This is a genomic window from Streptomyces sp. NPDC087787 (genome assembly GCF_044743035.1).
Lineage (GTDB): Bacteria > Actinomycetota > Actinomycetes > Streptomycetales > Streptomycetaceae > Streptomyces.
This window is the reverse complement of record NZ_JBIUVQ010000015.1, coordinates 83,835-102,934: the sequence shown is the minus strand read 5'-3', so window position 1 is coordinate 102,934 and position 19,100 is coordinate 83,835. Positions and strand designations below refer to the sequence as shown.

Annotated in this window: 22 protein-coding genes and 1 pseudogene; 10 read left to right on the top strand and 13 right to left on the bottom strand. The window is 65.7% G+C overall.

Annotation, left to right across the window (positions count from 1 at the left end; translation table 11 throughout):
• The 8 genes from ACIOWN_RS23640 to ACIOWN_RS23605 are packed head-to-tail and all read right to left on the bottom strand — an operon-like array spanning window position 1 to window position 6,161.
• On the bottom strand, window positions 1–429 hold the full coding sequence (locus ACIOWN_RS23640; RefSeq protein WP_362355621.1) for a TadE/TadG family type IV pilus assembly protein: 429 nt from the start codon (window positions 427–429) through the stop codon (window positions 1–3).
• Window positions 430–903 (bottom strand): TadE family protein, encoded by a 474-nt coding sequence (locus ACIOWN_RS23635; protein ID WP_362355619.1) that lies wholly within the window; start codon window positions 901–903, stop codon window positions 430–432.
• Between the two features lie 50 nt (window positions 904–953).
• Window positions 954–1,205, bottom strand: a complete 252-nt coding sequence (locus tag ACIOWN_RS23630; RefSeq protein WP_362355617.1) for a hypothetical protein — start codon at window positions 1,203–1,205, stop codon at window positions 954–956.
• A 56-nt stretch (window positions 1,206–1,261) separates the two neighbouring features.
• Entirely contained in the window at window positions 1,262–2,185 is a 924-nt protein-coding gene (locus ACIOWN_RS23625) for a type II secretion system F family protein (RefSeq protein ID WP_362355615.1), read from the bottom strand.
• Window positions 2,182–3,111, bottom strand: coding sequence for a type II secretion system F family protein (locus tag ACIOWN_RS23620; protein ID WP_401983323.1), 930 nt, complete (start codon window positions 3,109–3,111; stop codon window positions 2,182–2,184). The genes ACIOWN_RS23625 and ACIOWN_RS23620 overlap by 4 nt, the downstream gene beginning before the upstream one ends.
• A 35-nt stretch (window positions 3,112–3,146) precedes the next feature.
• Window positions 3,147–4,454: a CpaF family protein gene (locus ACIOWN_RS23615; protein WP_100569652.1), complete on the bottom strand. Its 1,308-nt coding sequence runs from the start codon at window positions 4,452–4,454 to the stop codon at window positions 3,147–3,149.
• Window positions 4,451–5,425 carry a hypothetical protein gene (locus ACIOWN_RS23610; protein ID WP_362355611.1) on the bottom strand — a complete coding sequence of 325 codons (975 nt, stop codon included), beginning with the start codon at window positions 5,423–5,425 and terminating at the stop codon, window positions 4,451–4,453. The genes ACIOWN_RS23615 and ACIOWN_RS23610 overlap by 4 nt, the downstream gene beginning before the upstream one ends.
• A gap of 16 nt (window positions 5,426–5,441) precedes the next feature.
• A complete protein-coding gene (locus ACIOWN_RS23605) occupies window positions 5,442–6,161 on the bottom strand; it encodes a hypothetical protein (protein ID WP_362355609.1) in 720 nt (239 codons plus the stop codon).
• A 924-nt stretch (window positions 6,162–7,085) separates the two neighbouring features.
• Here ACIOWN_RS23605 and ACIOWN_RS23600 point away from each other — a divergent pair.
• The 9 genes and pseudogenes from ACIOWN_RS23600 (at window position 7,086) to ACIOWN_RS23560 (ending at window position 15,233) form a co-directional block, all read left to right on the top strand.
• Window positions 7,086–7,559: a hypothetical protein gene (locus ACIOWN_RS23600; protein ID WP_401983291.1), complete on the top strand. Its 474-nt coding sequence runs from the start codon at window positions 7,086–7,088 to the stop codon at window positions 7,557–7,559.
• Between the two features lie 146 nt (window positions 7,560–7,705).
• Window positions 7,706–8,590, top strand: coding sequence for a hypothetical protein (locus ACIOWN_RS23595; protein WP_362355605.1), 885 nt, complete (start codon window positions 7,706–7,708; stop codon window positions 8,588–8,590).
• A 177-nt stretch (window positions 8,591–8,767) separates the two neighbouring features.
• Window positions 8,768–10,780, top strand: coding sequence for a hypothetical protein (locus ACIOWN_RS23590; protein WP_401983290.1), 2,013 nt, complete (start codon window positions 8,768–8,770; stop codon window positions 10,778–10,780).
• A 29-nt stretch (window positions 10,781–10,809) separates the two neighbouring features.
• Entirely contained in the window at window positions 10,810–11,883 is a 1,074-nt protein-coding gene (locus tag ACIOWN_RS23585) for a hypothetical protein (RefSeq protein ID WP_362355888.1), read from the top strand.
• A gap of 10 nt (window positions 11,884–11,893) precedes the next feature.
• Window positions 11,894–12,178, top strand: a complete 285-nt coding sequence (locus tag ACIOWN_RS23580) for a hypothetical protein (RefSeq protein ID WP_362355886.1) — start codon at window positions 11,894–11,896, stop codon at window positions 12,176–12,178.
• Window positions 12,179–12,362: 184 nt separating this feature from the next.
• The gene (locus ACIOWN_RS23575; RefSeq protein WP_401983289.1) at window positions 12,363–12,986 is read left to right on the top strand and encodes a hypothetical protein; all 624 of its coding nucleotides are present in this window, start codon (window positions 12,363–12,365) and stop codon (window positions 12,984–12,986) included.
• A 560-nt stretch (window positions 12,987–13,546) separates the two neighbouring features.
• A complete protein-coding gene (locus tag ACIOWN_RS23570) occupies window positions 13,547–14,239 on the top strand; it encodes a hypothetical protein (RefSeq protein ID WP_362355882.1) in 693 nt (230 codons plus the stop codon).
• A 127-nt stretch (window positions 14,240–14,366) separates the two neighbouring features.
• Window positions 14,367–14,513: pseudogene (locus tag ACIOWN_RS23565) on the top strand (PE-PGRS family protein); the annotation flags it as partial.
• A 27-nt stretch (window positions 14,514–14,540) separates the two neighbouring features.
• Window positions 14,541–15,233: a hypothetical protein gene (locus tag ACIOWN_RS23560; protein ID WP_362355880.1), complete on the top strand. Its 693-nt coding sequence runs from the start codon at window positions 14,541–14,543 to the stop codon at window positions 15,231–15,233.
• A gap of 281 nt (window positions 15,234–15,514) precedes the next feature.
• Here ACIOWN_RS23560 and ACIOWN_RS23555 read toward each other — a convergent pair whose 3' ends face one another.
• Window positions 15,515–15,670 (bottom strand): hypothetical protein, encoded by a 156-nt coding sequence (locus tag ACIOWN_RS23555; RefSeq protein ID WP_362355878.1) that lies wholly within the window; start codon window positions 15,668–15,670, stop codon window positions 15,515–15,517.
• A 310-nt stretch (window positions 15,671–15,980) separates the two neighbouring features.
• Here ACIOWN_RS23555 and ACIOWN_RS23550 point away from each other — a divergent pair, with 310 nt between their 5' ends.
• On the top strand, window positions 15,981–16,241 hold the full coding sequence (locus ACIOWN_RS23550) for a WXG100 family type VII secretion target (protein WP_326803586.1): 261 nt from the start codon (window positions 15,981–15,983) through the stop codon (window positions 16,239–16,241).
• 103 nt (window positions 16,242–16,344) lie between these two features.
• Here ACIOWN_RS23550 and ACIOWN_RS23545 read toward each other — a convergent pair whose 3' ends face one another.
• From ACIOWN_RS23545 to ACIOWN_RS23530, 4 genes are read right to left on the bottom strand one after another with little or no spacing between them, the layout of a single operon-like run.
• Entirely contained in the window at window positions 16,345–16,647 is a 303-nt protein-coding gene (locus tag ACIOWN_RS23545) for a hypothetical protein (RefSeq protein ID WP_362355876.1), read from the bottom strand.
• Window positions 16,644–17,228: a DUF3592 domain-containing protein gene (locus ACIOWN_RS23540; protein ID WP_401983288.1), complete on the bottom strand. Its 585-nt coding sequence runs from the start codon at window positions 17,226–17,228 to the stop codon at window positions 16,644–16,646. The genes ACIOWN_RS23545 and ACIOWN_RS23540 overlap by 4 nt, the downstream gene beginning before the upstream one ends.
• 17 nt (window positions 17,229–17,245) lie before the next feature.
• The gene (locus ACIOWN_RS23535) at window positions 17,246–18,706 is read right to left on the bottom strand and encodes a hypothetical protein (RefSeq protein WP_401983287.1); all 1,461 of its coding nucleotides are present in this window, start codon (window positions 18,704–18,706) and stop codon (window positions 17,246–17,248) included.
• Window positions 18,699–19,028: an SAV_915 family protein gene (locus tag ACIOWN_RS23530; protein WP_362355870.1), complete on the bottom strand. Its 330-nt coding sequence runs from the start codon at window positions 19,026–19,028 to the stop codon at window positions 18,699–18,701. The genes ACIOWN_RS23535 and ACIOWN_RS23530 overlap by 8 nt, the downstream gene beginning before the upstream one ends.
• Window positions 19,029–19,100 lie beyond the last annotated feature (72 nt).

Sequence of the window (19,100 nt, the reverse complement as noted above, 5' to 3'; positions counted from 1 at the left end):
TCACGCCGACCTCCGGAAGGGATCCAGCGGCGAGCTGAAGCTCGCGGACAGTCTCGTCGGAATGTTCAGGCCCAGCGACGCCAGGCCGCGCACCTGGCAGCTGACCTCGACCGTGAACAGGGTGTCGGGGGCGAAGCCCGCGCTCGTCTGCACCACGGAGACCGGACCCGAGCAGACGTCGGCCAGGTCCGCCTCCGCCGCCCTGCGCGCCTCGGACATGGCCGTCGCGTGGTCCTTCTGGATGGACCCCGCGCGTGCCGCGTCCCGTGCCGCACCGTCGACCGCGCCGCGCCCTTCGACGAGTTGGCCGAAGGCCACCAGCACCAGGATGAACAGAATCATCACCGGGGCGAGGATCACGACCTCCACAGTCGACAGACCGCTGTCGTCGCGGGCGGACGATAGAGACCTCCCAGCAGAGCGGTTCATCTAGTTCCCGCCATCCCGCACGAACCTCTCCACAGGACCCGACGACTGCGCGTGCACCGTCAGGTTCAGGCCCGGGAACACCGTCGGGATCCGTGCCGAGATCTCCACACCCACGGTGTTCTGCTCCGGCTGCAGCATCCTCACGTCAGGCGACAGCACCAGCTGCGGGCCCAGTTGGCGGATGTAGGCGTCGACGACGTCGCGGGCCTCGCCCCGCCACGCGCCGGGCTGCTCGTCGGCCGTGGCACGGGCCTTGCGGGCACCGGCCTGGGCCGCCGCCTGGGCGACGTGATCGGCGAAGAAGTACAGCGCGAACTGCACCGTCGCGAAGATCATGAAGAACAGTACGGGGGTGAGCAGCACGAACTCGATCGCGGTCATCCCGGAGTCGCCGCGGGCGGTCGCCGCCTCACGCGCGGCCCCCACCCGGCGGCGTACCGCGCGTCGCACCCGTCCGCCCACGTCCGCCAGCATCCCCGTCCACCCCGTTGTACTTCTCCGTCGTACGCTCGTCGTACGTGCGATCAGCAGGTCTTGCCCGCGTCCGCGCCCTTGATGCAGTTGCCCACCTTGTTGGCGCCCTCGCTCAGCGCGGAGTTGATGATGGCGGCCACCACGCCGACGATCGCGACGACGACCGCGGAGATGATGACCCACTCGACCGCGGAGGCTCCGCGGTCCAGTTCGCCGGAGCGGGCGCGCTGCACACGGCCGCCCAGGAAGGTGAACAGGAAGTCCACGGCCGGGATCCCGGTGTGGAAGTCTCGTCCGTTCATGACAGTGGTTTCCTCTCGAAGTCAGGACAGTTGGCAGGGTTCGGCAGGGACGGCGCTCACACCTGGAACACCCGCATCGCCGCCGGATAGATCAGGAACACCAGGAAGCCCGCGCACAGCAGCAGCTGGGCCACGAGCATCGACTGGGACTTCTCGCCCGCGCTGCCCTCGATCTCGGCCAGTTCGCGGTGGCGCATGGTCTCGGCGCGTGAGGCGAGCGACTCGCGCACCTTCGCGCCGTCGTCGGCGACCAGGGCCAGGGAGGCCGAAAGGTCCTTCAGCTCCTCCACACCCAGCTCCTCGCCGAGCTGCCCGAGCGCCTGCCACTGGCTGAGGCCGGTGATCCGGGCGTCGGCCAGGGCGTTGCGGATCCGCTGGTTCGCCCAGCCGTCGGACACCTCGGCCGCCGCCATCAGCGCCTCCGGCAGACCACGGCCGCCGGCCAGGCTCATGGACACCAGATCCAGATACGCGCCGATGACCCGGCGCAGGTCACGGCGCTTGTCGGCCGCGTCCCGCCGGATCTCCAGATCGGGCAGGAAGAAGAACAGCGCCGCACACAGCAGCGCCATCCAGACGGGGATGACCGGGCTGCGCCCGAGGCCCATCGTGTAGACCACGGCGAACAGCAGGGGACCGAAGAACAGCCCCGCCACCGACAGCAGCACCTTCGTCGCCAGGAACCTCTCCCAGCTGCGCTCCAGCACGGCGAGATCGGCCCGCAACGAGCGCTGCTCCCAGCCCTGCTGAAGATAGAACTCCGCGATCCGAGCGCCGACTTGGGCGCGGAACGCACCGAGGCGCCCCGTCTCCTCCCGTGCCTGGTGCCGCGTCTCGTACGCCGCTCCCCGCGCCCGCATCGCGTCGATCCGCGCGACCTGCGCGACCGCGCTCCGCCTGGACGGCATCAGGGCGCGTACGAGGGCGTAGACGCCGAGGCCGAGGACCGCGCCGACCAGGACCGGCATCGTCAGATTCACCGGCGTACACCTTCCTCCTGCTGGGCGGGCGTGCGCGGCCGGACGAACTGCACCGCCGCCTCGTCCCGCACCAGGAAGCGTTCGGGCGTCTCGATCGTGGACAGCTTGCGCAGCCACCAGAAGCCGAGCGCGAACAGACCGCAGACCAGCGCGAGGACGAGCTGGCCGACCGGCGTGCCGTACGGCGACACGAACTCACGGTTGAAGATGGACAGTCCGAGCACGAACGCCACGGAGACGGCGACGACGATCTGCACCGAGCGCCGGGTGGAGGCCCGTTGAGCCATCACACGCTGACGCATGTCGACCTCCTCGCGCGCCGACTTGGCCAGCGCGCCGAGGACCTGACGCAGACCGGGGCCGCGCAGCCGGGCGTTGAGGATGAGCGCGGCGACGATGATGTCGGCGGAGGCGTCGTCGATCTCGTCGGCGAGCAGTTGCAGCGCGTCGGGCAGCGGAGTGCGGGCGCGCAGCCGGTCGACCAGGGAGTCGAGATGGGGGCGCAGGACGGGGGCGGCGGCGCGCGCCGAGGCCGGGATGGCCTGTTCCAGGCCGACCGCGCCGGCGATCGTGTCGCGCAGCGACTCCGTCCAGGAGGCCAGGGCCTCCACCCGGCGCATGGCGGCCCGCTCCTCCGCCGCGCCGCCGAAGAGGCGGTCCCAGAAGAAGACGAGGACACCGGCGGCGATACCGGCGACCGCCCAACGGGTGAGCACGAGGACCGCGAGGCCGACGAGAGCGGCGAGGGAGCCGCGCCGCCCGGCGAAGCGGAGCAGTTCGCTCGCCCGCCGGCTCGCCCGCTGCTTCTCGTGCTCGGGCTTGGCGGGCAGTCCGCGTACGGCGACGATCAGCAGCGCGAGACCGCCGCCGACGGCGACGCCGGAAACGATCGAGTACAGGACCGTGGCGGAGAACAGGCCCCCCATGGAGCCGAGCGGGGCCAGTGCGGCAAGCGTCATGGTCACCCCCAGTTTCCGTGGGGCTGGTAACCGTGCGCCATGAGGTCCTCCAGGCAGGCTATGGGCGCGTGCGGCACGACCCGGCCGTCGGGCGTCTCGGCGAACACCTCGCTGGACAGCACGCGGCCGTCGACGCCGTTGACCTCGCGGACCGAGGTCACACTGCGCTGAAGCCGGCCGCCGGTCTGGAAGTTGTTGCGCCGCTGGATGAAGACGACGAAGTTCACCGCGCCCGCGATCAGCATCTGGCTGGCCTCGATGGGCAGCCGCTCCGTCGCCTGCAACGCGTAGGTGGAGATGCGGTTGAAGACCTCGCTGGAGCTGTTGGCGTGGATCGTGGACAGCGAACCGTCGTTGCCCTGCGACATCGCGTTCAGCATGGTCACGATCTCGTCGCCGAGCACCTCGCCGACGATGACGCGGGAGGGGTTCATACGGAGGGACCGGCGCACCAGCTCAGCCATGGAAATGGTGCCCTGCCCCTCGGAGTTGGGCAGCCGCTCCTCGAACGCCACGACGTTCGGGTGCAGTTCGGGGAAGGTGTCGAGGCCCAGCTCCAGTGCCCGCTCGACCGTGATGAGCCGTTCGTGCGGCGGGATCTCATTGGCGAGGGCACGCAGCAGCGTCGTCTTTCCGGCGTTCGTCGCGCCCGCGATCATGATGTTCTTGCGGGCACGGACCGCGCAGGCGAGGAAGTGCCCGAGCTCCGGCGCGAGCGTGCCGTTGCCGACCAGGTCGGAGATGAACACCTTGCCCATCCGGGCCCGGCGGATGGACAGCGCGGGCCGGCGGGTCACGTCCATGACGGCCGACAGCCGCGAGCCGTCCGGCAGTCGCAGGTCGAGCTGCGGGTTGGCGGAGTCGAAGGGGCGCGACGACAGACCCGAGTAGGCGCCGAGCACCTGGATGAGCTCGATCAGCTCCTCGTCGGTCTCGGCGACCGGCTCGCCCGTGACCTCGCGCCCGTCGGCGTATCCGACGAACACCTGGTCGCAGCCGTTGATGTCGATGTTCTCGACCTGCGGGTCGTCGAGCAGCGGCTGGAGCCGACCGACGCCGAACAGCGCGGCGTGCACGGCGGCCGCGTACTGCTCCTCGGTCTCGGCGTCCAGCGGCGTACGGCCCGCGTTGATCTCGGCGCGGGCGTACTCCTCCAGTATCTGCGCTATGACCGCGCGGGCGTACTGGCGCTCGTCCTCGCCGGACATCGGTGTGACGCCGTTGACCTGGTCGAGCCGGCGCTGCTCGGCGATGCGGTCACCGGCGTCCTGCCTGAACCGCTTGACCAGTTGGTGGTCGACAGCGGTCATCGCCCGGCTCCTGGCTGACCGTTCGCGTGGGGGTGGTAGGGCTCCTGGGGCTGAGGCATTTGCTGGCCCTGGGAAGCCGGCTGGGCCTGGGGCGCCTGCTGCCCTTGGTGAGCCTGCTGGGCTTGCTGCGCCTGATGAACCTGGTGGGCTTGCTGCGCCTGTGCGGATACGGCCCAGGCGGCGCCGTACTGCTGATACAGGTCCGCGGTGACCTTGCGGGCCGAGCGGATCAGCAGGGACTTGTCGAGGCGGCCGCGCCTGCGCCCGGCCAATTGCCCCGCGCCCGCCGGGTCGTCGGCGATGGTTCCGACGACGCGGGCACCGGTCTGGGCGTGCACCAGCATGTCGTTGACCTGGCCGGAGACCTTGCCCGCGGTGCTCGGGTCGGCGACCAGGACGACTCCGATCACCGGCGTGGCCAGGCTCGCGGCACCACGCGGGCCGCCGTGCAGCTTGGCGGACAGCGCGGCTGCGCGGTCGCGGACGCGGGCGATGGCCTCCGGCTCGGTGCGCGAGATCAGCAGAATGAGGGAGGCGTGCGGGAAGAGTTCCACGGCGGGGGTGTCGCCGCTGATTCGGCCGCAGTCGGCGATGACGTCGGCGGACGAGTTCGGGGAGTCCGCGAGCGAGGCGAAGGCATGACCCAGGGTAGGCCACAGCCCGGCGAGACCGGCGGCCTGCTCGGAGATGCCGAGTCCGACGAGAACTTCCAGTCCGCCGCTCAACGGCTGTACATGGTCCCAGAGTTGGTCGGGCACGAGCCCACGGCGCGCGGTCGCGGCGATGGACAGCATGCCGACGTTCGGGTTGAGCGGCCCGCCGTGCGCGGCGGAGCTGCGGTAGACGAGGTCGCCGCCCGCCGGGTCCGTCTCGGCGAGCAGCACGCGCCGCGGCCAGACGGCGGCCAGTGCGACGGCGGCGGTGGTGACGCCGGGCGAACCCTTGTCGGCGGCCAGTGCGATGAGGGCCATGGGTACGCGGCCGCCCTCAGTTGCCGGGAACGACGACGACGGCGACGGAATTCGCGGACGCGGCCTGGGCCACGGCGGCGGCGTCGGACTGGTCGACGAGGAGGGTGAGCGACATGTTGCCGGTGCTCATGGCGGCGTCGCTGTTGTCGCTCCTGGAGCTGACACGCGCCTTGTCCACGATGAGATTGCCACCGTTGGCGGGCGAACCCGTTCCGCCGCTAGTGGAGTTGGAGCTCGACGCGTGGTCGCCGACGCGGTAGACGGCGACGATGTCGCCGTTCTTGACGCCCGTCGGGTACTGGCCCTCCTTGAGGGCGACACCGACGAGGGCCTTGCCGTCCGGCAGGCTGCTCTTCGCGCCGAACATCTCCCCCACCACGACCGTGCCCTTGTAGATGGTGGTCCTGGCCTTGAGGGTTTTCAGGGTGCCCAGTTGGGACCACCGGACGTAATTGATGGAGTCGTCGGCGGCCACCATCACCGAGGTCACGTCATTGGAGGTGACGGACTCTCCGGCCGGGATGTCCTGCGTCACCTTGACGACCTCGATACGGTGCCCGACCTGCAGCACGAGCATCGTGGCACCCAGGGCGCCCACCAGGATGAGCAGCACCGCCAGCGCGGCGAGGGCCGGTTTGCGCTCGCGAGGCGCCGTGGGAAGCCGGTCACCGACCATCGGCTGAGCCGGAGCCGCGGCACGTCCCGCACCCGCCCCCGTACGCTCCTGGATCTTCACGCAACAGCTCCCCGTACACCCAAGATGTCGTCTGCCAAGCTCTTCGCCTGGGCTGCAAACCCGGACACTTCACCAGCGATCCGGGCGATGTCGCGACTATCCGGCGCGGGGGCGAGTGTCAAGCCATCGCACGGTATCAGCAGCACATAAGCCTCTCAAGGCGAGCCAGGCCCCATGCGCTACACGGGACTTGCCATTACGTGTCTGCAACGCCACGCCGGTGAGCTCGGGTTGAACAGGAGACAATCATGTCTTCCGGAGTGCGCGGCAGCAAATCCTCCATACTCGGGAGTGGACAACTGGAAGGCCGCCGCCCCGTCGACCATCAGGCACCCACGACCCCTGCACGAATTGCTCACGAAGGCAGGAACCGAGGATGCGATCATTTTCCAGATGCAGGCACCACTCCCCCTCGCCCTCTGCACGCTGGCCGTCGTCGCCCTGTTCACCTGTTCGAACGGAGCAGCGGATAGCGCCCCGCCTACAAGCCGACCGCTTCGGCATCTCAGGTCCAGGCTGGGGGGACGGCGACGTGACGCCGGGGCGGGTACTACAAGCGCAGGGCACTTCCTGCCGCGACGCGTCGCCGCCCGTCAAAGCGCCCTCCAGAGCGAAATGTGGCCACGTGGCTAAGAAAGCGAACGAGGGGTTCCGCACTGCGTCCGGCCCACCTGGCAAGCCAGGAACCACACGGGTAACGTCGCCAACCTCGACTCGACTTCATGCCTCTGGGGGCTGACTGTGCACCGCCGTTCTCTATCTCTTGCTGCCACGTTCACGGCAACCGCAGCCTTGTTGTTGACGGCATGTGGCAGCGGTGACGATTCGCCGAAGAGCAGCGACAAGATCGCAGGCGCGGACCAGGGCGACGCAACGAGGCCGGCCTCACCGAGCACCAGCGCCCCCGGTTCCGTGAAGCGTCCGGTGATCACGCTACCGAGTGATGTCAAAAACGTCTTCGAGGGTTGGAAGACCGGAGACACCACCAAGGACGCTCTTCTCGCGGACGTCGAAAACCGTATTAACGCTACCGATGCCGCCATCACCGCCGCGAACCCCGACTCCGAAGCCCTCGGTTTCTACTACAAGGGCGAGGCCCTGGCCGGAGCCGCCGAGTGGGTCCAGGGATACGTGAAAGACGGCAAGTCGATCACTGGCACGGTTCGCTTCTTCAATCCGGAGTTGAAACTCGTCGACAAGGACACGGCTGCCTTCGCCTACTGCTCCGACGAGAGCAAGGCCTTCGACAAGGACCGCAAGACCAACAAGGCTGAGAAGACCACAGTGACGAAGACCGCGTACGTCGCGTACAACACCCGCGTCGAGAAGAACGAACAGGGCGTCTGGCAGACAACGAGTCTTCTTTCACAGAGGGGAAGCACGAAGTGCACGCCCTGAAGTCCCGGGCGCGGTGGCTCTTGGCAGGCTTGACGACCGCCGCACTCACGCTGACCACCGGTACCGCGTCCGCAGAGCGGGGAGGCGGCAACTCGCAAGGAAGTCCCCAAATGGGGGGCAGTCGATCCGGCGGCAGCATCGTCTCCATGGTTCGCTTCTCCGGCAAGACTGCAGGAAGTGGCAAAAATGCTTCCGGGAATGTTGCACCAGTAGGGAACTGGACCCCACCCGCCTGCTGGTACGAGCCCCGCTCGGCGAAGGAATTCTCGAAGTACGTCGAGGACGCCTACGACGATGCCGTCAATACTCCAGGTCAGGCCAACTACGCCCGGAGGAGCATCGGCGAGTTCCGCGACACCTACAAGGACGGCACGTACAAGAACTACAACCTCGACAAGGCAGACGAGGGCAACTGGTGGGTCGCCGTCCGTGACGAGAACCGGTGGATGGACCCGGAGGCCCAGATCTGCAACCGGCAGCCGTTCTGGGTCGAGAATGGCGCCGCTCCCAATGTGCCCAACGCCGTCACGCCACAGGTCCTCGCCGAACTCGCCTACAACAGGATCCTGCTCCCCGAGACAGAAGTCGCCCTCGCGCCGGAGAACGTGACCAAGGTCAACCTCCCGACATGGGCATGGCTTGACCCGTCCACGTTCAAACCGGTCCAAGTGACCGCCTCCCTCGACGTGGCCGGCCTCAACATTCAGGCGACGACCACCGCCACACCGGTCTCCCTCAAACTCCAGCCCGGAACCGCTGACGCAGAGACCTACCCCGCTTCGGGCGAGTGCGCGATCAATGACGACAGCTCGATCGGCGAGCCGTACGCCCAGGGCAAGTCCGACCAGACACCACCTTGCGGAATCAAGTACCTCCGTTCCTCTGCTAACGGAACCTACGACCTAAAGGCAACCATCACCTGGAGAATCAACTGGACCGGCACCGGTGGCGCCGGCGGAGAGCTTCCCGATGGCACCTTCGGGGCGACACAGGGCGTCACCGTCCAGGAGATTCAATCCGTCAACCGCTGAGCAACTGATGCCTTTTCCAAATGAGGCACAAGCAACGTTGAGAGTGCAAGTGCGGGTTCTTTTTCGTCAAAGGCCAGCAAAGAGGCGGCAAGGTTCCCCCAGAGCCGCCTTACGGTGAATGTCGCCGCCGACCGCGGTGCATCGCTGCCACAAAGCCTGCAAGGGAGCACTGCGTTCGTGGGAGAATACGTCGGCGTCGACCCGGTGCGGGTGCGTAAACTCGCTGACCGACTTGGAGAATTGGAAGATGCTCTGTCCAGGCATGGGACACTGATCCGCAAAAACCTCAAGACCTGGGAGAGCGAACTCGACCTGTCCCTGCTGGCACAACAGGTGCGGGCGGTCGGCGACGACGCCCGCAACATGTCCAAGCGCGCCGATCTCGCCCGCAATCTGGAAGAGGTCGGTGGCGCGTCCGGCATGTGCACTCCGGATGGAAACATCATCAACATCCCTTGGGACATGAAGGATGTCGCCAAGGAGAGCGCCAAGGAGGCAAGGCAGGAAGCCGCGACCCTCAGGACGGCGCTCGACAACCCCAAGGCCGACGGATCCCGCGAGGACATCGAGGCCATCGCCCGCTCTTTCGCCGACCACCAGGACGACCCCGCCTACCTGACCGCCTTCGCAGCCGCGGGCGGCATCGCCGACGCGGCCCGCGTCAGCCGCGCCCTGCACGAACAGGACGGCACACACAACGGCGAGGTTCTCAGCAAGGACTCGCAGAGGGTGCTCAGCGAGTACGCCTCCGGCGTCAACAGGGTGTTCAAGCTCCAGGAGGCCGGCAAGATCCCGCCGAATCTGGACTACCTCAAATGCCTTACCGCCCCACAGAACGGGGACATGTGGTCCGTCGGGATGCTCTTCAAGTACGGGCCGGATGGCAACAGTTGGGACCCGAAGGTGCTCTCCGCGGTCGGCGGCGCGATGCTCGACTGGCGCAAGAACCGCCAGATGAGGCCTACCTATAGCAACGGGCAAGTGACTGGCGCCGGTTATGTGACCGGGGGCTACGTAGACCCAGACGACCCCTGGTACAAGTCGATCGGGTTGGCGCACAGTTACGTCTCGGAAGGCATGGACGATGCCCTGGATCGGGTGGAGGCCATCGACGCCAATGATCCGTCGCTCATACTGATGGAACGCGTCAGCGAGAACGCCGAGGCATCACGCCGCTTGCTCAACGGCTCCAACGGTCCCCGCCACGCGCAGCAACTCGTCGACGACCACTGGGCCACTCCCGGACTTCAGTCCGAAGATGCCAAGTGGCCCAGCGCGGTGATTCGTGCGGCCATCAGCGACCGCCAGCACCACACCAAAGCCTCCGCTGAGGCAGCTGCGAACATCATCAATGCGGGCACGGAGAAGTACGAGACGGACAAGAAAAAGAGCGACTTCGAGAAAGAGCAGTATCCGGTCAACCTTGAGATTTCGAAGGCGCTGTCCAATGCATTCCAGTCGTATGTCCCGGACTTCGCCGCATCAACGGGTGTCTCGCAAAAGGACGCAACGGTCAACGATGACGGCACCATCACCGTGGGTCGTGCGCCCGCCAAGGCGTTCCTGAGCGAGATCATGAAGAACCGCGACGAAGCAGGCAACGTGGTGCAGGCCATCAACGCCCAGATCAGCCTGACATCTCAGCACGGAATCAGTGGAGACGAAGGCACATATTTGAAGAACTTGGCGGAGCTTCGCGGGGAGGTGTCGGCTGCCGGTCACGATGTGAACATGGATGAGGCGGCCCTGAGGGACGCCGAGCACGCCAAGCAACTGCTCTGGTTCAACATCATTTCCAGTGGCGTAGCCGCTGTCCCTCTGCCCGCAAATCCTGCCAAGTTCGCCTTGGGGTCCAGTTGGGTCCAGGCGGCTATCTGGGCGGGAATCCCCTATGGAGGATCCAAGTTTCCGGCGGGTGAGGTCGATCAGGTCGAGAGCCATTACAAGGAGATCAAGTTCAGCGACTCGACCTCCATGCAGATTCCGCTGCTACAGGGTCTCGTCCGCTCCGGAGACATCGAGGCCCCAGCGAATCATCCCGAGTGGGCGAACGGTGACATTGTCATCCGAAATGATGCCGACCGGGCCGCCTTCAATCAGTGGTGGATGAAAGTTAAAAGTGAAAACCACGGACAATTGGACAACTTCGATGACGACATGAGGGATTCTTTTAGTCGCGGGGCTGGCTGAAGTGTCTGTACTGGAAACGGAGTGGGACCGTGACGCGACGCAGTAGAGGGTGGCTGGCAGCCGGAGCGGCCGCGGTCGTCCTGCTCGCTTCGGAAGGCTGTCTGGGGCACAGCGACGACAAGTGGAAGCAGCCGGTCAATGGGCAGACCGAGGTGCTACTCAACGCTGATGCGGGGCACACTGGGAGTGCGGGAAGTGCCTGGCTTGGCTTCGCTGGCACTCCTGACGGGCTGGTCGCCGGTCCCGACGGGAAGGTTTACGGCCTGAGCGCGTCGCTGGTTGTAATTGAAAAAAATCACAAAGCAAAGAGCATTCTCGACGACGAGGTACACGGCGCTGGCGGCCTGATCACCCAGTCCGCTAACTCATTCATTGTCGGCAAGGGCGGCCAAGTCTTGCGAATGCAGGCCGACGGGAAGAGTTTCGTCCTCGCCGGCGCTCCAGGCAGATCCAGGAAGCTCGGACAGCCAGTGCCGGCGACCACCGCGGCTAAGGAATTTCACTTCAGCGACTACTTGCCCCATCCCTTTGGGGCTAGGCCCGACGGCTCCATCCTGTTCTCGGAAGGCGACGTGATCTGGCAGCTCAAGGGAGGGCGTCTGACACGAGTTTACCAAGCGCCAAGCGAGCGAAACACATCCGGTAAGAGCGTCTATGGGGTAATTGGCGACGGAAGCGCCGTGGATCAGTCAGGCACCGTATATGCTCGCGTCTCGGCTGCCCATGCATCCGAAAAGCTCGGTGAAATCGTGGCCATTCACCAGGACGGATCCACCGCGAAACTTGCCCTCCCTCAGCGGATCACAGGAGTGTCGGAGGAACCGGCCGGACTCGACGTGACATGGATGACCGGAGACGACAGGGACGGAGTCTTCGTCCGAGCTGCAGGCCAATCGGCCGATTATGTCCTTCACATGACCTCTGGCAAAGCGAAGCTCGTGGCCAAGGCTGCACATCGGACCTCTCACTCCGAGTGCAAAGAAGGGAGCTTGGTGGACTCTTTGAGGCTCCCTTGCCCGATGCCATGGGCAGTGGCCTATTCGCCCGAGGGTCTCATCATGGCGGGCAACGCTCCATTTGTCCTGAAAGTTGCAACAAAATAGAGGTGCGCTCATGGGGATACCACAGGAAGACCGCCTGGATTACATGTGCCGTCAGGACATGAACGCGATCGAGAGTGCGGTCAGCAGCATTCGCACCGCCATGGCGAACGTCGAGAACATGATGCCGAATACCTGGATCGGCAAGAAGGCTGACAACTGGCGCGTCGAGCACGAGGGCCGCATGAAACGGCTTCGCGCGCTCTTCGACTCGTTCCCGGCCGAGGAGAACCAACTGGTGGAGAGGGCGCGGCAGAAGCAGACAGAGATGGATAGGAAAATGCACGGGGCGGGTTGACCTCGAACCTGCGCGTCGGCCCGTCGCTGCCGCAACCGCGGTGGTCCGCCGGCATTTTCGGCATAGGTACAGTCGAGCGGGCACTTCATCACCGCTGATCTTGGAGGCACGAGTGGCATTCGGTGGGCGCAAGAGGGTGCAGGCAGCGGAGGAACCGCCGGTGGAGCCCACGCCGTGGGCGAGCGTGAGCGAGTTCGTCATCAGCTCCGTCGAGCGCCCCAAGTCGCCAAAGCGGATGCGTTCGGTGTGGGGTAAACCAGCCGTGCGCGTGCCAACTGGCAGCAGCGAGTGCCCTGCCCTCGCCCCGTGCGCGTTCCTGGGTTCATCGTCCATCCCACTTCCCCCATCTCGCCCTGAACTTACGCTTTACGAGGACATCGACGCCCAGCATCTACTGTGCTACGTCGAGGAGCCCCAGGAAGTAAACAGGGAACAACACTATGTCGTGCGCGACTCACAGCAAGAGGTCATCGGAATCCTTCGCCGCATCCCACCGAAGCGCCCTTTCAAACACACCTGGCGAATCGACCAGCCCGGCCATCTCACCATCATCGGCCGTAACGAATGGGCCAGCGGAACTGCGGGGCAGGCAGTTGCGCGCGTAGCCATACGCGCCGCCTTCGAAGCAGTGGACAGCGCGTTCTATGCGGGCACGGACCAAAAGCGAACCTCTAAGGACCGGGCTTTGGAATGGCTGGCCGGAGACGAGGTCGTCATGACATCGGAGGGTAGCGCAAAGGTAAGGATTCAGACGGACTGGATCGACCGCCGACTAGCGTTCGCCTTCGCTCTGGTTGGAGACAAGTAATCCGCCGACAAGCTTACTTGCGCTCAATCCGCCGGCGGACAATCATCGGCGCGGCTGGGAACCTGCGTCATCTATTTCGGCGCCAAGGTCGTCGAGCACTGGAAAGACATCAAGAAGGGCGTGGGGCAGGCTGCCGGCCGGGTGGGAAGCAACACGAAGGACCTGGGCAAGAGCATCGCCAAGTCCAATGTGAATCCGATGAACTGGTTCTGACGGCGGGGAGCGGGACGAGCTACGCCTGCCGCCGCAGGCACCCGTACAGGATGAAAGCCTCCATCGAAACGAGCAACCCGCCACTGATCCACACTCGAGGCGAGGACGTGCCGGCAACATCCGTGCCCATCCGCGGGGCGAACCAGCCCTGCGGGTCGGCCACCAGCATGACGCACTGTCCCGACTTGAGCCGGTCACCGCAACCTGTACCGACCTCGACAATGAACCGCGCCCAAGTCGTCCGGCACCGTGGGAGATTCGGCTCAGCAGGCTCGGCCCCGCCGGATTCGACGGCTCCTCTACAGTCGTGCCGTTCTCTGATGCACAGGTCGCGACAGGAGTCGGGGATGGCGTTCGGCAGGAGCAGCAAGGCGAAGGCAGCGGAAGAGCCACCTGTGGAGCCTGTCGCGTGGCAGAGCGTCTGGAGGTTCGTCGTGGGGTCGGTGGAACGGCCCCTGTCACCCAAGCGGTCCCGGGTGGTGTCGGGCAAGCCCGCCGTTCGTGTGCCCATGGGCTCCAAGCATCTGCCGGTTCTGGCACCATGCGCGTTTTTGGGATCGTCATCCCTACCGCATCTTCCTTCACGTCCGGACTTCACGCTGTACGAAGATCCCGACGCGCAACGCCTTCTCTGCTTCGTCGAGGAGCCGCAGGAGGTGAACGGCGAGCGGCACTACGTCGTCCGAGACCCACAAGGGCAGGCAATCGGCACCCTCCGGCGGATCCCTCCGAAGCGACCCTTCAAGCACACCTGGCGTATCGACCAGCCAGGACACCCGGAGATCGTCGGACGCAACGAGTGGGCCAGTGGCGGCGCGAGGGACATTGCCGGGCGTGCGGCGGGACGCTTCGTCAACGGCCTCGTCGATGACCTGTTGAATCCCGGCGACGGTGACACAGCGAGCAAGGGCCGCTCCTTGGAGTGGCGGGCCGATGAAGAGGTCGTGATGATCTCAGAGGGCAGCGCGGAAGTCCGGGTGCGGAAGGACTGGGTGGACCGTCGGCTGGCCTTCGCCTTCGCTCTGGTGGGCGACAGGTGAGCAGTGCGTGCACCTGGCTGTTCGTGTCGATTTCCTGATCCGCGTCATGACAAGCACACGTAGGGCATGAGGCCCGCCCGCGGCCACTCCGGTACCAGCGACGCAAGCAGCCTCAGGGGGACGGGACGTGAGGGCCGTCAATCCGGAGGCCGTGGAGCAACTCGCCAAGCTTCTGGACGGTCGAGGCGGCGTTCAGGACAAACTCGACGAAGCCTTCACCAGGCCTCCCCGGCTAGGCGTATCCAGCAAGTTGTCCTCGTTCAAGCCGCTACAGGTCGTACAAGCGGGATAGGAGTCAGGTATGGCGTTCAGCAGGAGCAGGAAGGTCGAAGAGGCGCCCGTGCAGCCCGTCGACTGGGAGGACGCGTGGGAGTTCGTGATAGGGACGGAGGAACGTCCGGCTGCGGGTGGCCGGAAGTACGCCGTCCACGGACCGCCCGCCTTCCGTGTTCCTAGTGGTGGTGGCATGCACCGCGTCTTCGCACCGTGCGCGTTCTTTCCGCCAGAGTCCCAGTCCTCAACGTCCACGCCCGGAGATCTCCGCTTGTTCGAGGATCCTGAAGGACAGAGACTTCTCTGCTGCCTGACCGCGCCGGAAGACAGGAACGGAGAACGATACTTCCAAGTCCACGATGGCGACGGACATGTGATCGGCTCGATTCGTACAGCCGCTGCTCTCAGGCGGGCTCTGAAACCGGAGTGGTACATCGAGCATCCTGGGCGACCCACCATCGTGAGCTGCCACGAGTGGGCGAAGGGCGGCGCCAAGGGAATCGTTCAGCGGGGAGCAGGCAAGTTCCTCACGAGCGTCGTCCAGGGTGTGGCCGACCTCGGCACGGAGGGAGGTGACCACTCATCGCCTCAGCGGCCTCTGGAGTGGCGAGCCAATGATGAGTTGGTGATGACGTCCCAGGGACATCGCTCGTTCCTGATCAGGGCCGGGTGGATCGACCGGCGGCTCGTGTTCGCGTACGCCTTGGTACGCAACGGGTGAGCTTTCGCCCGCCACCATGACCTTATTGAACGATCGCCTGGCGTCCGTTGCCATTCCGAGGAGAGCCGAGCGTCCCCTGATTCTGTGCGAGCCACGAACAACCGGCTATCGCTGATGGAGTGACGATCACGGCGGCCACGGTGCCGGGCCACCGGCGCGATGTGGCCATGTGCAGTTCAGTCTCCGGCCTGGTCGTCGGCCGCTCACTCTTCCAGGTGGTCATCGTATGACCCGGCATGATGGGCTGGTCTGGGTTCCTCCCCTGAGCCGGCGGCGCCGACTCACTTCCTCTTCTCCTGCCAGTCCTTGGCGTCCTGAGTGCACTGGTGCGCCTCGTCCCGCAGCGCCCTCGCAACCGTGCCGCACGTCGTCTGCCACCTCTTCAGCCTGACGCGCACGTGGACCGCGTTCGGGACCGACCAGGACTTCATCTCCACGGTCGCGTGCTACTTGGCACTGTCGACGAGCGAGTCGATGTGGTCGGTCGGAGACATCAACTGGTCGGCACGACGGTTGAGTTCCTGAATATCAGGATTTGCCATAGCAGCCTCTCCCGCTGACCAAGGACTTCAGCCTGCTGACGCTGCCTCACTCACCCCGCCCGACCCCATGAGCCGGACCATCACCGTTCGTTCACCAGAAGGCCCCATCTCCCGCAGTGCTGGACGAGGACCACGGATGGTGAGGTAGCGTCCACTGTTGCAAACGGACAGTCCGCTTGTCTTTGAACCAACGGGGAGGATCGCTATGGATCGCGGTGCAGATCTCCATCGGCTTCGGGAGCTCTCCAAGCTCTACGCCCGCAAGTCCCACGATCTGCAGGTGCTGATCAAGGAACTGGACTCGGCGACGGGCAGCAGCGAGAGCTACTGGAAGGGGCCGAAGGCCGACCGGTTCCGCCAGGACTGGCACGAAGTCAAACCGACGTTCTCGAAGTGGGTCGACACCCTGCACGACGCCAGCAAGTCGGCCAACACGAGCGCCGACAACATCGAGCGCGCCACCTGATCCCAGGCGGCCCTTGCTTGTGGCGCATTTCGCCAGTGCCCGGACCCCGGCCGCGACGGCCTGGGGTCCGGGCACTGGTGGTGCGTGTACGCGCTCCGGAGGATCAGACGCCCTTCTGGTACAGCCGGGCTTCGGCCGCCGAGACCTTGTCGGGCTCGTTACGGATGGCGGCGTCCACAATGGGGAGCAGCTTGCCCACCTCTTCACCCAGCTTCTTGTGGCGGCCTTCCAGTTCCCGATGCCAGGCGCGAGCGTTCTTCCCGACCCAGACCTTGTCGCCGCCGATGTCCCGTGTCGGCTCCTGCAGCGCCTTGGCAAAGGACTCGACGTCTCTCGCGAGGTCGCGGCGCAACTTCTCCAGGTCCGCTTTTCTGGGGTTCGCGACTTCAGGTTCGGAATCCGTCATCCGTGTGACCTTTCAGCCTTTGATGCCTTCAACACCATGCGACGCCGTATCGCAAGGAAGACCGCACCAGCCAGCAGAACCGGCGCCAGCACCAGCGACACCAGCATGGGCAGCGTCATGGCCGGCGGGCTCCGCACCCACTTCGTCGTCAGCACCCTGCTCGGATCCCGAGGGTCATAGGTCACAGACACGGAGGAACCCTCGACCAGACCGGCAGGACGCCTTCCTCCCCAGTCGCTGAGAGCGGTCTCCTGCGCCCCGCGCTCGGGATCGGCGAATCGGATCCTGATGTTTCCCGGACTGCCGAACCTGTCCCGCGGCGAGGCCACGATTTCGGCGGCGACGGACACTCCTCGGGAACGCAGGTCGTCCACGAGCGAGTGCGAGGGAAGCCAGAGCACCAGGAAGGCTCCGAAGGCAGCCACAGCCATGAGGAAGATGGCCGCGACAAGCCGTCGCTGCGGCAGTGGCGTCTGCCGCTCACCGGCGCGCAGTTTGCGCAACTCGGCCTCGGCGGCCAGCCGTTCGGCGGATTTCGGTGGCGGCGTCCAGTCATCCCGCGACCGCTTCTTTTTTCCCACGAGAACGCTTCTCCGTCTCAAAGCCCTAGCCAGCCACCGAACTTCTTGGCTGCGTGGCCTATTCCCTTGCCGACCTCCGAGGCCGCATGGCTGACGGCGTGCACGGCCTTCTTGCCGGTATCGGTGTTCAGGGCATAGTAGGCAGCGTAACCAAGCCCGGCACCGACCACGATGCCTGCTGCCACACCCCAGCCGACCGGTCCCCCGCAAGCCGCCACAGCGGCCACGCCGGCCCAGGTACCGGCCATTCCGGCTCCGAGAGACGCGACGTTCGAAACGACGGCCACATCCGGGTCCGAGTGGTTGACCTCGATGTCGTATGCGATACCGCCGACCGTCAGCAGTGTGCCCACCAAGGGAACCCGCCCGCCCGCTCTGAACATCTTTCCGAGCCATCCGGCGTTCGCACCCGCCGGCGCCGCCCTGATGAACGGGATCCTGTCAGCGAACCAGCGGACTCCATCCCCGACCGACGCCTCCATGAGCCTGGACAGCGAGCCCATACCGTATTTGGAGAAGACACGCTCGGCCTCGCGGGAGGCTGCCTTGGAGGCCTTCGCGTTGAAACTCGTCTCCTTCCTGAACCGTGCACGCTCTGCGGGTGTCATGGCGTTGATTCGTTTCTCATAGGCCGCCTTGGCTGCCTTCGAGAACTCCTCCGCCTCGTCCCAGAACTTGTCCGCCAGGCTGGACTGGACGCCGATGACGGCGGCCACGAGCCCCGCGTGCACGGTCCACGTCGCCTTGGGGTCGCCCAGGTCCGTGACTGCCTTCGTCAGGTGCTTCCACGCGGTGTCCCACAGGTCGGGGTCGTCACCCTGCATCAGCGCACGGTTGAAGACCGCCCCCGGCTCATCCTCGGGGATGTCACCGTGGAAGAGATCCAGCACCTTGTTGAATCCGGGCGCCGGGCTGAGGGCGTTCGCCGCTGCAGTGAACGCGGCACCGAACGTCTTGGCGTCCTCCTCGGCCGTCGGCGCGTTGGACAGAGCGATGGCCATGGGAAGGTTCTTGACGAGGTTCGGGTCCATCTTGGCGTAGAACGCCGAGGCGAAGTCCGGATCACCCTTGTGTTTCGCCAGTTCCTCGGCGATGCGGTGGAATTCCGGGCCGGCCTCCTCGGGTGACATCCCCGCGAGCCCGTCGGCTTCCTTGGCCAGATCCGCGCCCTCCGTCCGTGCCTGCTGCACGGTCCAGACCGGCTCGCGCAGTTGGACCATGGTGGGCTTGGGCCCCACTCCCTTGAACTCCATGGCCTCGGCGAGAGCTTGGCGACGACGGAGCATGGGCAGTTCGTCGTCGACCCAGGAAGCGATCCGGTCGATCTGAGTCAGGCTGCCGGTATCGAGTCCGAATCTCTGGAATCGACCGAAGTAGGAACTCTTGCCCAAATGTAGGGTCTTACCGCTTGACACGAGGTTGTTGATGGTCTTCAGGAGGTTCGCGGGATTGATCCCCGAAAAGTTCGGATCAACCATCTGTCGGATGCCCCGCACTGCCAGGAAGTCGCGGGTCCATGAGAATTGCTCCGGCGCCCGACCCTTGCAGTACCGCCTCCAGCTTGTCGGCCGGGAGGGCGACCCACGGCTGTTCCTCGCCCAGCGCCTCGACCAAGCGTGGCACGGTGGAGAAGGCGAGAGCGACGAGTTGCTCCCCGCCCGACTCCGTCCGCAGAGGAATGAGCATCACATCGACCGTGCCTTCAAGGACCGGTGCACCGTCTTCGTCTCGCGGCAGATCCGTCATCGTGGGCAGCACCAGAACATCCGGGGTTTCCTGGGGCGGCTGCGTCGAATCCATCTGCCCATCGTACGAGTTGTACGCCGATCGAAGCATGAGGCGCACTAAGGCTTGGCAACTTCCCCGCAAGTC

Excerpts from the sequence above, each read along its gene's own strand:
- ACIOWN_RS23580 (WP_362355886.1), top strand. The coding sequence starts at position 11,894 with ATGGGGATACCACAGGAAGACCGCCTGGATTACATGTGCCGTCAGGAC.
- ACIOWN_RS23640 (WP_362355621.1), bottom strand. The coding sequence starts at position 429 with ATGAACCGCTCTGCTGGGAGGTCTCTATCGTCCGCCCGCGACGACAGC.
- ACIOWN_RS23630 (WP_362355617.1), bottom strand. The coding sequence starts at position 1,205 with ATGAACGGACGAGACTTCCACACCGGGATCCCGGCCGTGGACTTCCTG.
- ACIOWN_RS23610 (WP_362355611.1), bottom strand. The coding sequence starts at position 5,425 with ATGGCCCTCATCGCACTGGCCGCCGACAAGGGTTCGCCCGGCGTCACC.
- ACIOWN_RS23620 (WP_401983323.1), bottom strand. The coding sequence starts at position 3,111 with ATGGGGGGCCTGTTCTCCGCCACGGTCCTGTACTCGATCGTTTCCGGC.
- ACIOWN_RS23615 (WP_100569652.1), bottom strand. The coding sequence starts at position 4,454 with ATGACCGCTGTCGACCACCAACTGGTCAAGCGGTTCAGGCAGGACGCC.
- ACIOWN_RS23570 (WP_362355882.1), top strand. The coding sequence starts at position 13,547 with ATGGCGTTCGGCAGGAGCAGCAAGGCGAAGGCAGCGGAAGAGCCACCT.
- ACIOWN_RS23530 (WP_362355870.1), bottom strand. The coding sequence starts at position 19,028 with ATGGATTCGACGCAGCCGCCCCAGGAAACCCCGGATGTTCTGGTGCTG.
- ACIOWN_RS23560 (WP_362355880.1), top strand. The coding sequence starts at position 14,541 with ATGGCGTTCAGCAGGAGCAGGAAGGTCGAAGAGGCGCCCGTGCAGCCC.
- ACIOWN_RS23545 (WP_362355876.1), bottom strand. The coding sequence starts at position 16,647 with ATGACGGATTCCGAACCTGAAGTCGCGAACCCCAGAAAAGCGGACCTG.
- ACIOWN_RS23535 (WP_401983287.1), bottom strand. The coding sequence starts at position 18,706 with ATGGTTGATCCGAACTTTTCGGGGATCAATCCCGCGAACCTCCTGAAG.
- ACIOWN_RS23550 (WP_326803586.1), top strand. The coding sequence starts at position 15,981 with ATGGATCGCGGTGCAGATCTCCATCGGCTTCGGGAGCTCTCCAAGCTC.
- ACIOWN_RS23635 (WP_362355619.1), bottom strand. The coding sequence starts at position 903 with ATGCTGGCGGACGTGGGCGGACGGGTGCGACGCGCGGTACGCCGCCGG.
- ACIOWN_RS23595 (WP_362355605.1), top strand. The coding sequence starts at position 7,706 with ATGGTTCGCTTCTCCGGCAAGACTGCAGGAAGTGGCAAAAATGCTTCC.